This is a genomic window from Streptomyces xantholiticus (assembly GCF_014651015.1).
In the GTDB taxonomy this organism is placed as follows: Bacteria; Actinomycetota; Actinomycetes; order Streptomycetales; family Streptomycetaceae; genus Streptomyces; species Streptomyces xantholiticus.
In genome coordinates this window covers 66,328-83,955 of the sequence record NZ_BMWB01000027.1, presented here as the reverse complement: position 1 = coordinate 83,955, position 17,628 = coordinate 66,328, and the positions used below count along the sequence as shown (strand labels likewise).

The window sequence follows — 17,628 nt, the reverse complement described above, 5'->3', positions numbered from 1 at the left end:
CCGCATAACCCCAACCACCCCAAACCCGACAGGGGCGCCTTGACGAAGGACATAGAGGCACCCCCCCGGTGCCCGGCACCCGGCCTCGAGCCACGCACCCGGGCCCGGCACGGCGCCCGTGCGCGCCCACGGTCGGCTCGCGGCAGGTCCGGGGCGGGACCGCGGCCACGTTCGGGGCCTGCTCGCGCCCAGTACCCGTCAGCCGGGCCCACGCGCGGCCGGTCCGGGGCGGGACCGCGGCCATGCTCGGGGCCCGCTCGCGCCCAGTACCCGTCAGGCCGGGCCCACGCGGTCCTCCGCCGGCTCCGGCGTCGATGCGGCGGTCGCCGGGGCGTCCGTCGTGGCAGGCAGACGGCGGCGACGGCGGTGCTTGAGCAGGGCCCACGGGGCGCGCGCGCCCGTGACCTCCGTGCCCGCCTCGGACGCCGCCGTCGCGGCCGCCCGCGCCACGGGAAGCATGTCCTCGTCCCGGTCCGCGTCCAGCGCGTCCGTCTCCGGCCACAGGCCGAGCACCGCGCACAGCGTCGGCAGTACCGCCATCGCCGCGGTCGCGTAGCCCTCCGCCGACGGGTGGTAGTTGTCGACGCCGAACATCTCCCGCGGATTCGCCGCGAACTCGGGGCCGAGCAGGTCGCCCAGCGACACCGTGCGCCCGCCCTGTTCGACCACCACGATCGTCTGCGCCGCGGCCAGCTGCCGGCTCACCCGCCGGGCCATCCAGCGCAGTGGTTGGTAGACCGGTTCGATCGTCCCGAGGTCGGGGCAGGTGCCGACGACGACCTCGGCGCCCGCCGTGCGCAGACGGCGAACCGCGGAGGCCAGGTACCGCACGGACTGCGTCGGCGGCATCCGGTGGGTGACATCGTTCGCGCCGATCATGATCACGCAGACGTCCGGTGTGCGGCTCCGGTCCGCCAGGAGCTCGGTGACCTGACGTTCCAGGTCGTCGGACTGTGCCCCCGGCAGCGCGATGTTGCGGAGCTCGACCGGGCGTTCCGCGACCGCCGCGAGGCCCGAGGCGAGCAGCGCCCCTGGCGTCTGGCCCGCCCGGCGGACGCCTTGGCCGGCCGCGGTCGAGTCGCCGATGACGCCGAGGCGCAGCGGGTTCTCACGGCCGAAGGCCAGCCCGTACAGCCCGTCGCCGCGCGGTGGGATGGGGGCCCGGCCCCCGCCGACCGTGTGTTTCGCCAGCTGGACCTCCGCCAGGACCAGGCCCACCGCCGCCGCCCCGAGCAGTCCGATGCTGCCCCCGCCGTATGCCGCGCCGGCCGCGATGCGCCGCGCCACCCTCGCTCTCGACACAGTCCGAGCCACCTCCTTGCAGCCCGCGGGGCCGCGGCCTCCGCGGGGGCCGCGGCCCTCGCGGGCCTCGTCGCCGTACAAGAGCTAACTGCCCCGTAGCGACCGTCGCCCAATCCCGCGTCCACCCGCTTACGCTGGGCGAACCATCACGGAGACCCCGGAGAACATTGTGCGTATCCACAACTCGATGATCAGTCTTGTCGGCGACACCCCGCTGGTGAAGCTGAACAACGTGACCGCAGGCATCTCGGCGACCGTCCTCGCCAAGGTCGAGTACTTCAACCCGGGCGGGTCGGTCAAGGACCGGATCGCGCTGCGGATGATCGAGGCGGCGGAGGAGAGCGGCGCCCTCAAGCCCGGCGGCACGATCGTCGAGCCCACGAGCGGCAACACCGGTGTGGGACTTGCCATCGTGGCCCAGCAGAAGGGCTACAAGTGCATCTTCGTCTGCCCGGACAAGGTGTCCACCGACAAGATCAATGTGCTGCGCGCGTACGGCGCCGAGGTCGTCGTGTGCCCCACGGCCGTCGACCCGGAGCACCCGGACTCGTACTACAACGTCTCCGACCGCCTGGTGCGTGAGACGCCGGGCGCCTGGAAGCCCGACCAGTACTCCAACCCGAACAACCCGCGCTCGCACTACGAGACCACCGGTCCCGAGCTGTGGGACCAGACGGACGGGCGGATCACGCACTTCGTGGCGGGCGTCGGCACGGGCGGCACGATCTCCGGCACCGGGCGGTATCTGAAGGAGGTCAGCGACGGCAAGGTCAAGATCATCGGCGCGGATCCGGAGGGCTCGGTGTACTCCGGCGGCTCGGGCCGCCCGTACCTCGTCGAGGGCGTCGGTGAGGACTTCTGGCCGTCCGCGTACGACCGGACGGTGACCGACGAGATCGTCGCCGTGTCCGACAAGGACTCGTTCCAGATGACGCGCCGCCTCGCCAAGGAGGAGGGCCTGCTGGTGGGCGGCTCCTGCGGTATGGCGGTCGTGGCGGCGCTGCGCGTCGGGGAGCGGCTCGGCCCCGACGACATCGTGGTCGTGCTGCTGCCGGACAGCGGCCGTGGTTACCTGAGCAAGATCTTCAACGACGAGTGGATGGCCGACTACGGCTTCCTCGAGGGCGAGGGCACCTCGAGCGTCGGCGACGTGCTGCGCGACAAAGAGGGCGGCGGCATTCCCAGCCTGGTGCACATGCACCCGGAGGAGACGGTCGGTCAGGCCATCGAAGTGCTGCGCGAGTACGGCGTCTCGCAGATGCCGATCGTCAAGCCGGGCGCCGGCCACCCGGACGTCATGGCCGCGGAGGTCATCGGTTCGGTCGTCGAACGGGAGCTGCTGGACGCGCTGTTCACGCAGCGCGCGTCGCTGGGCGACCCGCTGGAGAAGCACATGTCGGCGCCGCTGCCGCAGGTCGGCTCCGGTGAGCCGGTCGCCGACCTGATGTCTGTGCTCGGCGCGGCGGACGCGGCGATCGTGCTGGTCGAGGGGAAGCCGACGGGTGTGGTGAGCCGTCAGGACCTGCTGTCGTTCCTCGCCAAGGGCGCCAAGTAGTCCGGCGCGGACGACCTTTCGCGTAATCGGTACGAGCGCGTCACGTCCGCGCAGCACCCGCTTAACACGTGTCCGGCACAGTGGTGGAAGTCGGCAGGGGGACCGGGCAGGTGACCCCGACCGGCACACTGGCGGCGTCACTGGACTTCCGGAGCGGCTCCCGGACTCCCACGGACGCCCCGGACACGACAGGCCGGTCCTGACCCGGCCCGTGTCCCACGCGGGGACCGCCGTCGTCCCGCCCCCCGGCCTCCGGGCCGGGGGTGCGGCGGTCCCCGCGTTCAGACCTCTTCCGGGTGGCCGGCAGGAGCGGTCAGTCGTTCCAGTCGGAGCCGGTGCTCCGGGACCTGCGTCGCTGCCAGGGCCAGGCCTGTGCCGCGTGGGCCGCATTCACGCCGACGATGCCGAGCCAGGTGACGATCAGGCCCGCCAGATCGGCGTTGGCCACACCGATCGCCGAGAGCGGGATGGCCAGGACCATCGTCACGATGGCGAAGCCGAAACGCTCGCCGAAGTTGTCCCCGGACCGCTGCCGCCGGGGACTGCGGGCCACGGTGATCTGCTGCTCGGCGGCCAGGCGCCGGACGCGGCGTTCGACTGCGGCGTGGAGTCGTTCCTCGATCTTCTCGAGGAACGACTCGACGAGCGCGGAGTCGTACTCCTCACCGAGGTCGCGGCGGGCGTGGAGGGTGGCGTCGAGCTCCTTCTTGAGCTCAGTGTCGCGGGCTTCCATACCGCCGAAGCTACGGGCGGTGACCCGCCGCGTCAGTGGGGCTGGCCCCCGTATTGCCCCCGGGGACAACCGGAACAGGCAGGGAGCCTCGACCGGGCTTGGACCGCCGAATTCCCCCGCCCGCGACCGCCGAACGTCCACGACGAGGCCGGCGGACGGCCGGAGTTCTGGCAGCCGCCGCGCCACGTCCGGGCCCGCGGTCCGTTCCTCCCGGAGCCCGCCCCGGGCGGCCTTGCCTTGCCCGGCCTGCATATCGTCATGCAGAGTTCTTGTTGACTGAATAAGCGGGCCGGACGAGGGGGATGGCATGAGCGACAGCCCTGCCGCACGACTGCAGCTGCTGTTCGAGGGGCATCGGCTCACTCCGACCCAGCGCCGCATCGCGCACTGCATGGTGCGCCGCGCCGCTGACGTGCCGTTCCTGTCCAGCGTGGAGCTCGCGGAGCTTGCCGGGGTCAGCCAGCCGTCCGTCACCCGCTTCGCCGTCGCGCTGGGCTTCGACGGCTACCCGGCGCTGCGCCGGCATCTGCGTGAGGTGGTCCCGCCGGAGACCGAGAGCGTCCGCGGCTCCTTCGACGACACGTTCAACGAGTACCAGCAGGCCGTGCAGGCCGAGATCGACAACCTGCGACACCTGGCCGAGATGCTCGCGGAGCCGGCGCCCGTCGAACGGGCCGGCCGGCTGCTGGCCGCCTCACGGCCGCTGCCGGTGCTGGGGTTGCGCGCCGCTTCGTCGCAGGCCCGTGGGTTCGCCTACTTCGCGGCCAAGGTGCACCCTGACGTACGGCTCCTCGACGAGGGCGGCTCGATGCTCCCCGACCGGATCGACGCGGCGCGCCGGGCCGGGGCGAGCGCGTTGCTGTGCTTCGCGCTGCCGCGCCACCCCAAGGAGGTCGTGGAGGCACTGGCGTACGCGCGCTCGGCCGGTCTGACGGTGGTGACGGTCGCGGACTCGGCTTTCGCCCCGGTGGCCGCGCACAGCGATCTGCTGATCCCGGCGGCCGTCGGCACCGGTCTGGCCTTCGATACGGCGTGTGCGCCGATGCTGCTCGGCCGGGTCCTGCTCGAGGCGATGTGCGACGGCCTGCCGGACGCGCAGGCCCGCCTCGAGGAGTTCGACGTACAGGCGGCGGAGCGCGGACTTTTCGCGGAGTGAGACCGACGCTTGGGCCGTGCCGTTTCTCAGGCGACGTTCAGACAAGGCCGCTAGTCTCCGCGCCCACAGCATCGATCTCCCGGAAGGAGCACGGACGTGGGGCGCGGGACGCAGTCGCTGGCGCGAGTGGCGGTGGTCGTGAGGGCCGGGGCGGCGCCCCTGTGGTGGCTGGGCGTTGTCGCCGCCGGGATCGGGCTGCTGTCGCCGGGCCTCACCGGACGCCGCATCGGGGTCCTGGCGGGGGCTGCACTGTTCCTTGTCACCGCTGCCGCGGTCGCTCTCGCGCGGCGCCGCCGGTACACGCATCTCGCGGGCTGCGCGACCCGTGCCGGACGGCACGACGTGCTCCAGGACCGCCGGGTGACGCTGAAGGTGGTGCGCCGGCCGCGCCGCTGGTGGCTGCTCCTCGCCTTCCTCGCCGCCGTCGCGAGCTCGTTCGTGCTGCCGGCCGCGGGAGGGGCGGTGCTCGCCGGCGCGGGAGCGGGCCTGTGGCTCAAGGCCGTGTGGCTGGGCCGGCGTGAGCGTACGGAGGAGACGCTGCTGTGGATGCGTACGGACTGGGTGGCCGAGGGAGCGGTCGGCAAGCCCGTCAAGGGCTTCCGTACGACCGGGATCGCCGCCGGTGACGCCGCGCCCGGAGGGGCGCGGCGCCGGAGCTGAGCGGGGCCGGGATCAGACCTCCAGATCGGCCTCGATCTTCTTCAACTGGTGTCGGGCCATGGCCAGGTTGGCGCGCTCCTTGTCCAACGCCAGGTACAGGAAGAGGCCGTTGGCGTTGCGGCTCTTCATCAGGCGGATCAGGTGATACTGCGAGCCGAGGGTGATCAGGATGTCCTCGATCTCGTCCTTGAGGCCCAGGTGCTCCATGGTGCGGACCTTGGCGCGGACCACGTCGGTGTTCCCGGCGGCGGCGACGGTGAGGTCGAGGTCCTTGCCGCCGCCGATGGTGCCCAGCGCCATACCGCTGGTGTAGTCGACGAGCGCGGCGCCGATGGCGCCTTCGATGGTGGTGGCTTCCTTGAGTGCGGTCTCGGTGTTGGCCATGGCAGGCGCACGTTCCTTCCGTCGGTTGGTTGTCGTTCTCGTGGTGGTTCTGTTGCGGGTGGTTCCGGTGCGGTTCTGTGCGGGTGGGTCTGCGGGGGCGGCGGCCATGGGTCAGGCCTCCTGCGGTCGTTCGAGGGCGGCGTCCACCAGCTCCCCGACACGGGCGCCGGCCCGGCGGGCCTCGAGATGGAGCCGGCCCACGTTGATGCGCGGCTCGGCCAGTACGGTGAGCACGGCCGACGATCCGGCCGCATAGGTGGCGACGTAGCCCGCCTCGCCCCGTACGAGCAGCTCCTTGAAGCCGCCCTGTCCGGTGGCCTCGGTCAGCCGCAGTGCGACCCCGAGCGCGGCGGCGGTGAGCGCGGCGACGCCCTCCGCGTCCGGGGTGTCCGTCGCCAGCACCAGGCCGTCGACGCTCGCGGCGAGCACACCGGTCAACTGCGGCACACGGGCGCGCAGCCTTCTGAGTTCACCGAGCACCTCGGTCTCGGCCGTCATGAGCTGTCTCCTCTCGGCGCGCAGCCTCAAAGCGCGCCTCATGACGGTGCGCGCAGGGCCCGGTGGGTCGTGCGGTGGGTCACAGGCTTGCCTCCAGAGCGTCGCGGAGTCGGCGTAACAGGGCGATGTCCGGGTCGGCGGGGAATCCGGCGACCCAGTCGGGCAGCGGGGCCGGGGTGGGCGCGGCGGGCTCCGACGGCGTCTCGACGAGCCCCGCGGCGGCCATCCGCCGTACCTCGATCAGGGTGTTGAAGGCAGGCCGGCCGACGGCCCGGGCGATCGCCGACGGGGTGCGCACACCGTCGGCGAGCTCCAACAGCGCCCGCTGTCTGCGGGTGGCCGTGGCGCCGTGGCCCGGCGCGCGGCGGCGCAGCGGTGCGGTGTCCACCTCGGGGTGCGGCCACACGGAGTCGAGCAGCCCGCGCCGCCGGCGCGCCTCCCGGACGACGGCCGCAGCGGGCACGGGACGCACGGTGCCGATCCAGTGCGCGACGCCGTAGCGGAAGCGGGTCGGTCCGCTGCCGGGCGCCAGGGTGAAGAACGCGGCGTCGTGGAGGGCGCCGAGGTGGCAGATCTCCAGTGCGCCGCCGGTGACCTGGCCGCTGTCGACGAGGAAGCGTGCCACTTCGCGGCGTGCGCCGGCGCTGGCCACCGCCTCCTGCCAGCCTTCGGGGGCCAGTTGGCCGCCGGCGGTCAGCAGTACGTCGAGGCCGGGTGCGGCCGGGCTCTCGGCGTGCACCACGTGGCCGTCGGCGAGGTAGAGGGCCCCGTGGTCACGGACCAGGACGCCGGTGGCGCGCTCCTCCGCGAGCCGCACGAGCATGGGGGAGACGGGCGTGGCCGCTGCGGTCATCCGAGGATCAGCCGCTCTGCGAGGTCCGCGAGGCGCAGCCGGGCGAGCGCAAGATTGCCGGTGTCCCGGTCGAGCCACAGATGAAGGAACACACTGCTGTCGAACGTGGTCTCCACGAACCGCACCACGTGGTAGCCGGTGCGGGTGGTGACGATGAGGTCCTCGACGGGTAACCCCTTGGTGCCGTCCGGTGCCGGGGTCTCGTCGGTTGCGAAGGACGGGTACTCGGCGGCCATCCTGGCCAGTTCCGCCGTCTCCGCCGCGGTCGCCTCGTGGTCGCCGCCGGGGGCCTCCCCGACGGTGCCGAGGGCGAGGCCGCTGGTCCAGTCCACGACGGAGGCTCCCCGGGCCCCGGGCACCACCATGGCTTGCAGCAGACATTCGTCGATTCCGGGCACGCGGACTCCCCTCCCCGCCTCGGTGTGCCGCGAACCAGGCGCGGCAGTGACGGAGAGGTTACGCAACGTGGCGCCCGTTGGGGTGAGTTCCGGCATTTTCCATCGGAACATGCACATGCCCGGTAGGGTCCGCCCGGCCGAGAGACCCTACCCGTTGCCGGTGCCTGCCATCTCCTCGTGGTGCAGCCTCATCACCAGCTTGTTGACGCCCCACAGCACGATGCCGATGCCGATCAGCACACCGGCTCTGATGTAGACGTCCGGCGCCCGGTCGGACAGCGGGCTGGCGAGGATCAGCGCGGTGGTGGCTCCGATGACCGGCAGGATCGTCGGCGTACGGAAGTGCCGGTGCTCCACGCGGTCCTTGCGCAGCACCAGGACCGCCACGTTGACCACGGTGAAGACGCACAGCAGCAGGAACGCGGTGGTGTCGCCGAGCCCGGCGATCTCGCCCGTCGACACCAGCCCGACGGCCAGCAGCGTCACGAACACGATGCCGGTGACGGGGGTACGGCGTTTGCGGAGGACCTTTCCCATGCCGCGCGGCAGCACCTTCTCGTTGGCCAGCCCGTAGCAGAGCCGGGACGCCATCATGATGTTGATCAGGGCCGAGTTGGTGACCGCGAACAGGGCGATCAGCGCGAAGAGTTTCGGCGGGAAGGCGACGCCTCCCGCCTTGACCACCTCCAGCAGCGGGCCGCTCGACTGCTCCAGCGTGCGGTAGTCGACGAGCAGCGAGGACACCAGCGCGACGAGCACGTAGATGGTGCCGGTGACGGCGACACCGGTGAAGATCGCCCGGGGGAACGTACGGACCGGATCACGGGTCTCCTCGGCCATGTTGACCGAGTCCTCGAATCCGACGAACGCGAAGAAGCCCAGCGCCGTCGCCCCGAGGACGCTCGTGATCAGCGCGTACCCGGTGCCGGACGCCTCGAACTCACCCAGCCGGGACGGCTCCCCGTCCCCGGTCACCACCGCCCAGGCGCCGATGCCCAGGACCACCACGAGACCGGTGAGTTCGACGATGGTCAGCACCATATTGGTCTTCACGGACTCCGACACGCCCCGCAGTGCCAGTCCGGCGAGGGCGAGGATGAAGAGGATCGAGATGAGCGTCGACGGGACGGCGTCGGTGAACTCCTGGAAGTAGTCCCCGCCGAACGCACGGGCGGCCGCGCTCGCCGAGGCCAGGCCGGAGCACATCACCATGAACCCGATGATGAAGGTCAGGAAGGGGACCTTGAAGGCCTTCTGGGTGTACAGCGCCGCCCCGGCGGCCTTCGGGTACTTGCCGACCAGTTCGACGTACGACGCTGCCGTCAGGATGGCGACCACGAAGCCGATCGCGAACGGCAGCCACAGCGCCCCGCCGACCTTGCCCGCCACTGCGCCGGTGGTGGCGTAGATGCCGGTGCCGAGGATGTCGCCGATCACGAAGAGGACCAGCAGCTTGGGCCCGATCGCCCGTTTGAGCCCGCCCTCCGCCGCTGGTGCCTCGGACGTTTCGGATGTGGCCATGGAACACCTCTCCCGTAGTCGGATGGGAAGGTCTCTGCGTTGCGTGCTGTGCCTGATGCGTGCCGCCGCCCGTGCGGCGGACCGCGGAACGCGGGCGTCCGGTCAGTCGCCCCGGCGCTCGACAGCGGCGGCGACGTCGTCCAGGTCCCTGGTGATCGCGTTGCGCACGGCTCTGGCGCCGAGCCCGCCGAGGACCTTCGCGAGCAGGCCTATGAAGCCCCCGGGCGGCTCCGCGCCGAAGGTGAGGCGGACCGTCGTCGAGTCCTGGCCCGCCGGCAGCAGTCTGAACTCCGAGACGTAGTGGGTGCCTTGCGAGTCCGCCTCCACGACATAGCGCTCGGGCGGCTCGCAGGCCGTCACATACATCTCCTCGGTGGCCTGTTTGCCGAGCATCCGACGGGTCTCGCGCCATCGGGTGCCCACGCCGAAACCGCCGGACGAGAGCACCTCGATCCGCTCCACGCCGCTGAGGATGCGCTCCCAGCCCTGGATGTCGGTCAGGGCCTGCCACACGGCGCCGGGCGCTGCGAGGATCAGGCGCTCGACGACGACGCTGCTGGTAGCCATGGGTACATGGAACCACCGGCGCCCGTGGATCGCCCCCGCGCCACGGGCGCGTCGGCCGATCAGGGCCGTCGGGCAGGGGCTCAGCCGAGCAGGGCGTCCCGCTGGGCTCCGCCGGACTCCGCGACGATCGCCTCCGTGGTCTGGGCCTCCCGTACGGTGGCGAACCGCACGCCGCCGTCCGGCGCGGTGGTGAAGCCGTGCACGGCCGTCCTCGGCAGGCTGTTGTAGCCGTAGTGGCTGGAGAAGTAGTACGCGCCCGTGTCGAGCGCCGCGACGACGTCGCCCGCCTCCAGCAGCGGCAGCGGGCGGTTCTCCGCGATCAGGTCACCGGCGAAGCAGGCCGGCCCCGCGATGTCCTGCTCGACCCCGGGTCCCGCCTTGGGGCGGCCCTCGGCGTCGTACGCGGCGATGCGCAGCGGCCAGGACAGCGGGTCGTAGACGGTACGGGTGGCGACCTGGACGCCCGCGTGGGTGACCGCGATCGGCCTCGAACCGGCGGACTTGGCGTACTCGACCCGGGCGAGGACCGTGCCGTGCTTGGCGAGCAGGGACCGGCCGAACTCGGTGACCAGGCCGTACCGGCCGTCGAGCAGCCCGGGGACGCGTTCCTTCAGCTGCCCGGCGTATTCCGCGAAGCCGGGGGTGTGTTCCTCGGAGCCGAAGTTGACCGGCAGCCCGCCGCCGATGTCGATGGTGTCGATCTGCTGCCGGCCGGCCGCCGTGTTGATCTCCTCCGCGAGCTCGTACACCGCGAGGACGCCCTGCGTCATGCGGGTCAGCGCCATGCCCTGGGAGCCGGAGTGGGTGTGCAGCCGGGTCAGCCAGGGGCGTTCGAGACAGGCCCGTACGATCTGCTCCCTGGCACCCTCGTCGCACAGGGCGACGCCGAACTTGGAGGTCGGGGTGGCCGTCGACAGGGCCCCGATCGAGCCGCCCCCGACCTGCGGGTTCACCCGCAGGCCCAGCGGAGAGGCGGTCGGCTCCGCGGCGAGCAGGGTGTCGATGCGGGTGAGCTCCTGCCAGTTGTCGGCGTTGACGGCGATCCCGAGACCCAGGGCCTCCCGCAGCTCGGCGACCGTCTTTGCGGGGGAGTCGAGCACGATCAGGTCCGGCGGCAGTCCCGCCGCCCGCGCGAGGGCCAGCTCCCCCGGGCTCGCGACCTCCGCGCCCATCCCCTCCGCGTGCAGCAGCGAGAGGACGGGCACCAGCGGGGCGGCCTTGACGGCGAAGGCGTGCAGCACCGGCGCCTCGGTGACGGCGGCGAAGGCGGCCCGCAGCGCCGCCACCGACGAGCGGATACCCGCCACGTCCAGGAGGGCGGTGACGGGCTGTTCCTGTGTGAGAAGTCCCTGTTCCACGGCCGCTCGTACGGCCAGGTCCCGGCGGTCGACAGTCATGCGTGCCAGCCAATCATCCGGCGGGTCGCGCCGCAGCTGTTGACTACATCTATTCAGGAGGTGACTATGTGAATAGAAAATCGACACACCCTCGCGAGGAGGCAACGCCATGTCAGGACCCCGCCCCGTACGGTCACCGCGCGGCAGCGAGCTGAGCGCCCTGGGATGGCAGCAGGAAGCCGCCCTCCGGATGCTGCAGAACAACCTCGACCCCGAGGTCGCCGAGCACCCCGACAAGCTCGTCGTCTACGGCGGCACAGGCAAGGCGGCCCGCGACTGGCGCTCCTTCGACGCGATGGTGCGCACGCTGAAGACCCTCAAGCAGGACGAGACGATGCTCGTCCAGTCCGGCCGCCCGGTCGGCGTCATGCAGACCCATGAGTGGGCGCCGCGCGTCCTCATCGCCAACTCCAACCTGGTCGGCGACTGGGCGAACTGGGAGGAGTTCCGGCGCCTGGAGGCCCTCGGCCTCACCATGTACGGGCAGATGACGGCCGGCTCCTGGATCTACATCGGCACCCAGGGCATCCTGCAGGGGACGTACGAGACCTTCGCCGCGGTCGCCGCGAAGAAGTTCGGCGGCACCCTCGCCGGGACGATCACGCTGACCGCCGGACTCGGCGGCATGGGCGGCGCCCAGCCGCTCGCCGTCACCATGAACGACGGCGTCGCCATCTGCATCGACTGCGACCCGCGCGCCATCGAGCGGCGCATCGAGCACCGCTACCTGGACGTCCGCGCCGACTCGCTCGAGCATGCGCTGTCCCTGGCCGTCGAGGCCCGTGACGCCCGCCGCCCGCTCTCCATCGGTCTCCTCGGCAACGCCGCGGACCTGCTGCCCCGCATGCTCGCCGAGGGTGCGCCCGCCGACATCGTGACCGACCAGACCTCGGCCCACGACCCCCTGTCCTACCTGCCAGTCGGCGTCGACTTCGACGACATGGCCGCCTACGCGGCGAAGGACCCGGCCGGCTTCACCACCCGCGCGCGTGAATCGATGGCCCGGCACGTGGAGGCCATGGTCGGCTTCATGGACGCCGGCGCAGAGGTCTTCGACTACGGCAACTCGATCCGCGGCGAGGCGCGACTGGCCGGGTACGACCGTGCTTTCGCCTTCCCCGGCTTCGTGCCGGCGTACATCCGGCCGCTGTTCTGCGAGGGCAAGGGCCCGTTCCGCTGGGCGGCGCTCTCCGGTGACCCCGCCGACATCGCCAAGACGGACAAGGCGATCCTCGACCTCTTCCCCGAACACGAATCCCTGCACCGCTGGATCAGGATGGCCGGCGAGCGGGTCCACTTCCAGGGCCTGCCCGCGCGCATCTGCTGGCTCGGCTACGGCGAACGCGACCGGGCGGGCGAACGCTTCAACGACATGGTGGCGAGCGGTGAGCTGGCCGCCCCGCTGGCGATCGGCCGCGACCACCTCGACTGCGGCTCCGTCGCCTCCCCGTACCGCGAGACCGAGGCGATGCTCGACGGCTCCGACGCCATCGCGGACTGGCCGCTGCTCAACGCGATGGTGAACGTCGCGTCCGGCGCGTCCTGGGTCTCCCTCCACCACGGCGGGGGCGTCGGCATGGGCCGCTCCATCCATGCGGGCCAGGTTTCGGTGGCCGACGGTACGAAGCTGGCCGGGGAGAAGATCCGCCGCGTCCTCACGAACGACCCGGGCATGGGCGTGATCCGCCACGTCGACGCGGGCTACGACATCGCGGAGTCGGTCTCCGACGCGAAGGGCGTCCGCATCCCGATGCGCGAGGGCGACGCGTGATGAGTGCGGGTAATCGTCCCCCGGAGCAGCGGGGGCACCGCCCGGACGAAGCTCCGGGGACGGGTGGGCGCGGCCCGGCGGAGCCGGCCTCCTTCCACGAGATGTGGCGAGACCTGCGCACCATCGGGCGCGCCGCCGACACCGGCGGCTACCGCCGCTACGCCTGGACCGCCGCCGACGCCGACTGCCGCGCCTGGTTCCAGGCGCAGGCCGAAGCCCGTGGGCTCGCCTGCGAGCTCGACCGCAACGGCAACCAGTGGGCCTGGCTCGGCGACCCTTCGGCCGGTGACGCCGTCGTCACCGGGTCGCACCTGGACTCCGTCCCCGACGGCGGCGCCTTCGACGGACCCCTCGGCGTCGTGTCGTCCTTCGCCGCACTCGACGAACTCCGCCGCAGGAAAGCGGAGTTCACCCGCCCCGTCGCCGTCACCAACTTCGGCGACGAGGAGGGCGCCCGGTTCGGACTCGCCTGCGTCGGCTCCCGGCTCGCCGCCGGGCAGCTGACGCGCGAGAAGGCGTACGAGCTCAAGGACGCGGACGGCATCAGCCTCCCCCAGGCCATGGAGGCGGCCGGGTACGACCCGGCCGCCATCGGCCCCGACCCCGAACGTCTCGCCCGCATCGGCGCCTTTGTCGAGCTGCACGTCGAGCAGGGCCGCGCCCTGGACCTCTCCGGTGACGCCGTCGGCATCGCCTCCGCGATCTGGCCGCACGGCCGCTGGCGGTTCGACTTCGCCGGCGAGGCCAACCACGCCGGCACCACCCGGCTCGTCGACCGCCGCGACCCGATGCTGACGTACGCGCAGACCGTGCTCGCCGCCCGCCGCGAGGCGGAACTCGCCGGCGCGGTAGCCACGTTCGGCAAGATCTCCGTCGAGCCGAACGGCGTCAACGCCATCCCGTCCCTCGTCCGCGGCTGGCTCGACTCCCGCGCCCCCGACCAGGCCACGCTCGACACGGTCGTCGCCGCCGTCGAGCAGGCCGCCCGGGAGCGCGCGGAGCGCGACGGCGTGGACCTGGCGGTCGTGAGGGAGTCGTTCACACCCGTGATCGAGTTCGAGCACGCCCTGCGCGACGAGCTGAACAAGATCCTCGGCGGCGCCGTCCCCGTGCTCGGCACCGGTGCGGGACACGACGCGGGAATCCTTTCCACGTCCGTCCCGACCGCCATGCTGTTCGTACGCAACCCCACCGGCGTCTCGCACTCCCCGGCCGAGTCGGCGGACGAGGACGACTGCCTGGCCGGGGTGAGGGCACTCGCCGACGTACTGGAGGGGCTGGCGTGCAGGTGACCACGTACTGGCTGGAACACGCCTGGCTCGGCACCCGCGTCGAACCGGGCGTGGCCCTTGACGTGAGGGACGGTCGGATCACAGCAGTACGGGAAGGGGCCGACACCCCGCCGCCGGGCGCGGAGGTGCTGCGAGGCCTGACGCTCCCCGGCCTCGCGAACGCCCACTCGCACGCGTTCCACCGCGCACTGCGCGGCATGGTGCAGGTCGGCTCCGGCACGTTCTGGACCTGGCGAGAGGTGATGTACGACGTCGCCGCCCGGCTCACGCCGGACACCTGCTTCGCGCTCGCCCGCGCGGTCTACGCCGAGATGGCACTGGCCGGGATCACGGCGGTGGGCGAGTTCCACTATCTGCACCACGCGCCGGGTGGCGTCGCCTACGCCGATGCCAACGCGATGGGCGAGGCGCTGATCGCCGCGGCGGGCGAGGCCGGCATCCGGATCACGCTGCTCGACACCGCGTATCTGGCCGCGGGCTTCGGGGAGCCGCCCAACCACCACCAGCTGCGCTTCTGCGACGGCACGGCGGACGTGTGGGCCGAGCGGGCCGACGCGCTGAAGGACGGCGAGCAGGTACGGATCGGGGCCGCGATCCACTCCGTACGGGCCGTGCCCGCCGACCAGTTGTCGACGGTCGCGTCCTGGGCGTCCGCGCGCAACGCGCCGCTGCACGTCCACCTCTCCGAGCAGACCGCGGAGAACGACGCCTGCCGGGCCGCGTACGGCTGCACACCGACCCGGCTGCTCGCCGACCACGGCGTGCTCGGCGCGCGCACCACCGGCGTCCACAACACGCACCTCACCGACGAGGACATCGCGCTGCTCGGCGGCACGACGACGGGCACCTGCATGTGCCCGACGACCGAGCGCGACCTCGCCGACGGCATCGGCCCCGCGCCCGCTCTCCAGGCGGCCGGTTCACCGCTGTCCCTCGGCAGCGACAGCCACGCCGTGATCGATCTCTTCGAGGAGGCGCGGGCCATGGAACTCGACGAGCGCCTGCGCTCCCGCACCCGCGGACACTGGACCGCGGCAGCGCTGCTCCGCGCCGCGACGGCCGACGGCCACGCCGCGCTCGGGTGGCCCGAGGCCGGCAGCCTCGAGCCCGGCGCGCTCGCGGACTTCACGACCATCGCCCTGGACAGCGTCAGGACAGCCGGGCCACCGCCGCGTCTGGGAGCTGAGACGGCGGTATTCGCAGCGTCGGCAGCGGATGTGCGCCATACGGTCGTGGGCGGCCGCCATGTCGTCCGGGACGGGGTGCACGCCGCCGTCCCGGACGCCCCCCGAGCCCTGACGGACGCGATCGCCGCACTGCACGGCTGAAGGAGACACCCCGCATCATGAACAGCGGCCCCGAGACGACGAACAACCCCCCGGCGACACCCGCCCCCGCGACGACGAACAGCGCCGTCGCGGCGACGGCCACCGTCATCACCAACATCGCCAGTCTGGTCACCAACGACCCCTCCCTCGGTGACGGATCCCCCCTCGGACTGATCCAGGACGCGGCCGTCGTCATCGACGGCGACCGCATCGCCTGGATCGGTGAGAAGAGCAAAGCACCCGCCACTGACAATCGGCTCGACGCCGACGGCCGGGCCGTCGTCCCCGGGTTCGTCGACTCGCACTCGCACCTCGTCTTCGCCGGCGACCGCACCGCCGAGTTCAACGCCCGTATGTCGGGGCAGGCGTACGCCGCCGGCGGCATCCGCACCACCGTCGCCGCGACCCGCGCCGCGTCCGACGCGCAGCTCGACGCCAACGTCGCCCACTACCTCGCGGAGGCGCTGCGCCAGGGCACCACGGTCATGGAGACCAAGTCCGGGTACGGCCTCACCGTCGAGGACGAGGCCCGCGCCCTGCGGATCGCCGCGCGCCACACCGACGAGGTCACCTACCTCGGCGCCCACATCGTGCCCCCCGATCACGCCGGCGACCCGGCGGCCTACGTCGCCCTCGTCACCGGCGAGATGCTCGACGCATGCGCGCCGTACGCCCGCTGGGTGGACGTCTTCTGCGAGAAGGGCGCGTTCGACGGCGACCAGGCCCGGGCGATCCTCACGGCCGGCGGGGCCAAGGGCCTCATGCCCCGGGTGCACGCCAACCAGCTCACCCACGGCCCCGGCGTGCAGCTCGCCGTCGAGCTGGACGCCGCGTCGGCCGACCACTGCACCCACCTCACCGACGCCGACGTCGACGCGCTCGCGAACGGCGCAACCGTCGCGACCCTGCTGCCCGGCGCCGAGTTCTCCACCCGCGCCGAGTGGCCCGACGCCCGCCGGCTCATCGACGCGGGTGCCACGGTCGCGCTGTCGACGGACTGCAACCCCGGCTCGTCGTTCACGTCCTCCGTGCCGTTCTGCATCGCCCTGGCCGTACGGGACATGGGGATGACACCGGACGAGGCCCTCTGGTCCGCGACGGCCGGCGGCGCGGCGGCCCTGCGCCGCACGGACGTCGGCCGTCTCGGACCCGGCGCCCGCGCTGACCTCGTCCTCCTCGACGCACCCAGCCACGTCCATCTCGCCTACCGCCCGGGCGTCCCCCTGGTCAGCCAGGTCTGGCGGGCCGGCCGCCGGGTCGTCTAGCCACGGAGCAGATGGCGCCAGCTGCTCGGGTGGGCCGCCAGGTAGTCGCGGAGGCCCTGTGCCGGGTGGCCGGTCAGGCGAGGGACGGCGTCGGAGACGGCGGCCATCTCGCCGACGGCGATCGCCTCGTAGGAGGTGACCCAGCCGGTCACCTCCCACTCCTCCGCGCCGTACCCGGCCCGTGAGGCGTACGCCTCCTCACGGGACTCCAGGTGGTAGGTCACGGTGCGGCCTGTGACCTCGCTCAGCGTCTCCGCGGCTTCCGCAAGGGTGAAAGCGGCCGGCCCCGTGAGGTCGTACACCACCCTGTCGTGCGACCTGGTGTCGTCCAGCAGCACCGCCGCTGCCGCGTCGGCGATGTCGTCGTGGGCGACGGCGGCGACCCGGCCCTGGCCGCCCGGGCCGCGCAGCACGCCGTCGTCGCCGGTCATCGCCGGGATCGCGCCCAGGTAGAGGTTGTCCCGGAGGAAGGTGTGGCGCACCCCGCAGGAGCGGATGTACTGCTCGGTGTGCCAGTGGTCGCGGGCGAAGGTGAACGTCGCGTCCGGCGCGGCGCCGGTGAACGACACGTACACGATCCGCTCGACCCCCGCCGCGACCGCCGCGTCCACCGCGGTGCAGTGCTCCTTCACCCGGCCCGGCGACTCGTGTGCGGAGACCAGGAACAGCGTCCCAGCGCCCTCCAGTGCCCGCCGCATCGCCTCGCCGTCGCCGTACTCGGCAGGCTGGGCGGGCACCGCGCCCGGCAGTTCCGGCAGCCGTTTCGGGTCGCGGCCGACCAGCCGGGTCGCGACGTCCGCACCGGAGAGCCGGCGTGCCACCCGGCCGCCGACGCGGCCGCTCGCTCCGGTGACTGCGATGACTGGGGGCATGACGGTGTCCTCTCCCGCGACGCTCGGCCGGTGTCGCGCCAAGTCTCGTCAATCGCCTCGGGTTCGCGGCGCACGA

17 protein-coding genes are annotated in these 17,628 nt (G+C 72.4%); 7 read left to right on the top strand and 10 right to left on the bottom strand.

The window, feature by feature from the left end; genetic code table 11:
* Window positions 1–273: 273 nt before the first annotated feature.
* Window positions 274–1,287 (bottom strand): SGNH/GDSL hydrolase family protein, encoded by a 1,014-nt coding sequence (locus IE198_RS29640; RefSeq protein WP_189892142.1) that lies wholly within the window; start codon window positions 1,285–1,287, stop codon window positions 274–276.
* Window positions 1,288–1,471: 184 nt separating this feature from the next.
* Here IE198_RS29640 and IE198_RS29635 point away from each other — a divergent pair, with 184 nt between their 5' ends.
* Window positions 1,472–2,857 (top strand): cystathionine beta-synthase, encoded by a 1,386-nt coding sequence (locus tag IE198_RS29635; RefSeq protein WP_189892123.1) that lies wholly within the window; start codon window positions 1,472–1,474, stop codon window positions 2,855–2,857.
* 313 nt (window positions 2,858–3,170) lie between these two features.
* On the opposite strand, the gene IE198_RS29630 is transcribed toward IE198_RS29635, so the two are convergent.
* Window positions 3,171–3,590, bottom strand: a complete 420-nt coding sequence (locus IE198_RS29630; protein ID WP_189892121.1) for a hypothetical protein — start codon at window positions 3,588–3,590, stop codon at window positions 3,171–3,173.
* 307 nt (window positions 3,591–3,897) lie between these two features.
* On the opposite strand from IE198_RS29630, the gene IE198_RS29625 reads away from it, so the two are divergent.
* Together IE198_RS29625 and IE198_RS29620 are read left to right on the top strand one after the other, a co-directional pair.
* Window positions 3,898–4,746, top strand: coding sequence for a MurR/RpiR family transcriptional regulator (locus tag IE198_RS29625; protein WP_189892119.1), 849 nt, complete (start codon window positions 3,898–3,900; stop codon window positions 4,744–4,746).
* A 96-nt stretch (window positions 4,747–4,842) separates the two neighbouring features.
* Entirely contained in the window at window positions 4,843–5,406 is a 564-nt protein-coding gene (locus IE198_RS29620) for a hypothetical protein (protein ID WP_189892117.1), read from the top strand.
* Between the two features lie 12 nt (window positions 5,407–5,418).
* On the opposite strand, the gene IE198_RS29615 is transcribed toward IE198_RS29620, so the two are convergent.
* The 7 genes from IE198_RS29615 to IE198_RS29585 form a co-directional block, all read right to left on the bottom strand.
* Window positions 5,419–5,790 carry a hypothetical protein gene (locus IE198_RS29615; protein WP_189892115.1) on the bottom strand — a complete coding sequence of 124 codons (372 nt, stop codon included), beginning with the start codon at window positions 5,788–5,790 and terminating at the stop codon, window positions 5,419–5,421.
* A gap of 111 nt (window positions 5,791–5,901) precedes the next feature.
* On the bottom strand, window positions 5,902–6,288 hold the full coding sequence (locus IE198_RS29610; RefSeq protein ID WP_229834460.1) for a roadblock/LC7 domain-containing protein: 387 nt from the start codon (window positions 6,286–6,288) through the stop codon (window positions 5,902–5,904).
* Between the two features lie 79 nt (window positions 6,289–6,367).
* Window positions 6,368–7,141: a transcriptional regulator gene (locus tag IE198_RS29605; RefSeq protein WP_189892111.1), complete on the bottom strand. Its 774-nt coding sequence runs from the start codon at window positions 7,139–7,141 to the stop codon at window positions 6,368–6,370.
* The gene (locus IE198_RS29600; RefSeq protein WP_189892109.1) at window positions 7,138–7,539 is read right to left on the bottom strand and encodes a hypothetical protein; all 402 of its coding nucleotides are present in this window, start codon (window positions 7,537–7,539) and stop codon (window positions 7,138–7,140) included. Before IE198_RS29600 ends, IE198_RS29605 begins: the two co-directional genes overlap by 4 nt.
* 147 nt (window positions 7,540–7,686) lie before the next feature.
* Window positions 7,687–9,060, bottom strand: coding sequence for an APC family permease (locus tag IE198_RS29595; protein WP_189892107.1), 1,374 nt, complete (start codon window positions 9,058–9,060; stop codon window positions 7,687–7,689).
* Between the two features lie 102 nt (window positions 9,061–9,162).
* The gene (locus tag IE198_RS29590; RefSeq protein ID WP_189892105.1) at window positions 9,163–9,627 is read right to left on the bottom strand and encodes an SRPBCC family protein; all 465 of its coding nucleotides are present in this window, start codon (window positions 9,625–9,627) and stop codon (window positions 9,163–9,165) included.
* An 80-nt stretch (window positions 9,628–9,707) separates the two neighbouring features.
* Entirely contained in the window at window positions 9,708–11,024 is a 1,317-nt protein-coding gene (locus IE198_RS29585) for a type III PLP-dependent enzyme domain-containing protein (protein WP_189892103.1), read from the bottom strand.
* Window positions 11,025–11,133: 109 nt separating this feature from the next.
* Here IE198_RS29585 and hutU point away from each other — a divergent pair, with 109 nt between their 5' ends.
* The 4 genes from hutU (at window position 11,134) to hutI (ending at window position 16,680) form a co-directional block, all read left to right on the top strand.
* The gene (hutU, locus tag IE198_RS29580; RefSeq protein WP_189892101.1) at window positions 11,134–12,795 is read left to right on the top strand and encodes a urocanate hydratase; all 1,662 of its coding nucleotides are present in this window, start codon (window positions 11,134–11,136) and stop codon (window positions 12,793–12,795) included.
* Between the two features lie 101 nt (window positions 12,796–12,896).
* Window positions 12,897–14,087, top strand: coding sequence for an allantoate amidohydrolase (locus IE198_RS29575; protein WP_189892140.1), 1,191 nt, complete (start codon window positions 12,897–12,899; stop codon window positions 14,085–14,087).
* Entirely contained in the window at window positions 14,078–15,415 is a 1,338-nt protein-coding gene (locus tag IE198_RS29570) for a formimidoylglutamate deiminase (protein WP_189892099.1), read from the top strand. Before IE198_RS29575 ends, IE198_RS29570 begins: the two co-directional genes overlap by 10 nt.
* A 17-nt stretch (window positions 15,416–15,432) precedes the next feature.
* Window positions 15,433–16,680, top strand: a complete 1,248-nt coding sequence (gene hutI, locus IE198_RS29565) for an imidazolonepropionase (RefSeq protein WP_189892097.1) — start codon at window positions 15,433–15,435, stop codon at window positions 16,678–16,680.
* Here hutI and IE198_RS29560 read toward each other — a convergent pair.
* Complete coding sequence (locus IE198_RS29560; RefSeq protein ID WP_189892095.1) at window positions 16,677–17,552, bottom strand: NAD(P)H-binding protein; 876 nt, start codon at window positions 17,550–17,552, stop codon at window positions 16,677–16,679. The genes hutI and IE198_RS29560 overlap by 4 nt on opposite strands.
* Between the last annotated feature and the right edge of the window lie 76 nt (window positions 17,553–17,628).

Excerpts from the sequence above, each read along its gene's own strand:
- IE198_RS29595 (WP_189892107.1), bottom strand. The coding sequence starts at position 9,060 with ATGGCCACATCCGAAACGTCCGAGGCACCAGCGGCGGAGGGCGGGCTC.
- hutI (WP_189892097.1), top strand. The coding sequence starts at position 15,433 with ATGAACAGCGGCCCCGAGACGACGAACAACCCCCCGGCGACACCCGCC.
- IE198_RS29590 (WP_189892105.1), bottom strand. The coding sequence starts at position 9,627 with ATGGCTACCAGCAGCGTCGTCGTCGAGCGCCTGATCCTCGCAGCGCCC.
- hutU (WP_189892101.1), top strand. The coding sequence starts at position 11,134 with ATGTCAGGACCCCGCCCCGTACGGTCACCGCGCGGCAGCGAGCTGAGC.
- IE198_RS29630 (WP_189892121.1), bottom strand. The coding sequence starts at position 3,590 with ATGGAAGCCCGCGACACTGAGCTCAAGAAGGAGCTCGACGCCACCCTC.
- IE198_RS29615 (WP_189892115.1), bottom strand. The coding sequence starts at position 5,790 with ATGGCCAACACCGAGACCGCACTCAAGGAAGCCACCACCATCGAAGGC.
- IE198_RS29610 (WP_229834460.1), bottom strand. The coding sequence starts at position 6,288 with ATGACGGCCGAGACCGAGGTGCTCGGTGAACTCAGAAGGCTGCGCGCC.
- IE198_RS29575 (WP_189892140.1), top strand. The coding sequence starts at position 12,897 with ATGTGGCGAGACCTGCGCACCATCGGGCGCGCCGCCGACACCGGCGGC.
- IE198_RS29625 (WP_189892119.1), top strand. The coding sequence starts at position 3,898 with ATGAGCGACAGCCCTGCCGCACGACTGCAGCTGCTGTTCGAGGGGCAT.
- IE198_RS29585 (WP_189892103.1), bottom strand. The coding sequence starts at position 11,024 with ATGACTGTCGACCGCCGGGACCTGGCCGTACGAGCGGCCGTGGAACAG.
- IE198_RS29605 (WP_189892111.1), bottom strand. The coding sequence starts at position 7,141 with ATGACCGCAGCGGCCACGCCCGTCTCCCCCATGCTCGTGCGGCTCGCG.
- IE198_RS29560 (WP_189892095.1), bottom strand. The coding sequence starts at position 17,552 with ATGCCCCCAGTCATCGCAGTCACCGGAGCGAGCGGCCGCGTCGGCGGC.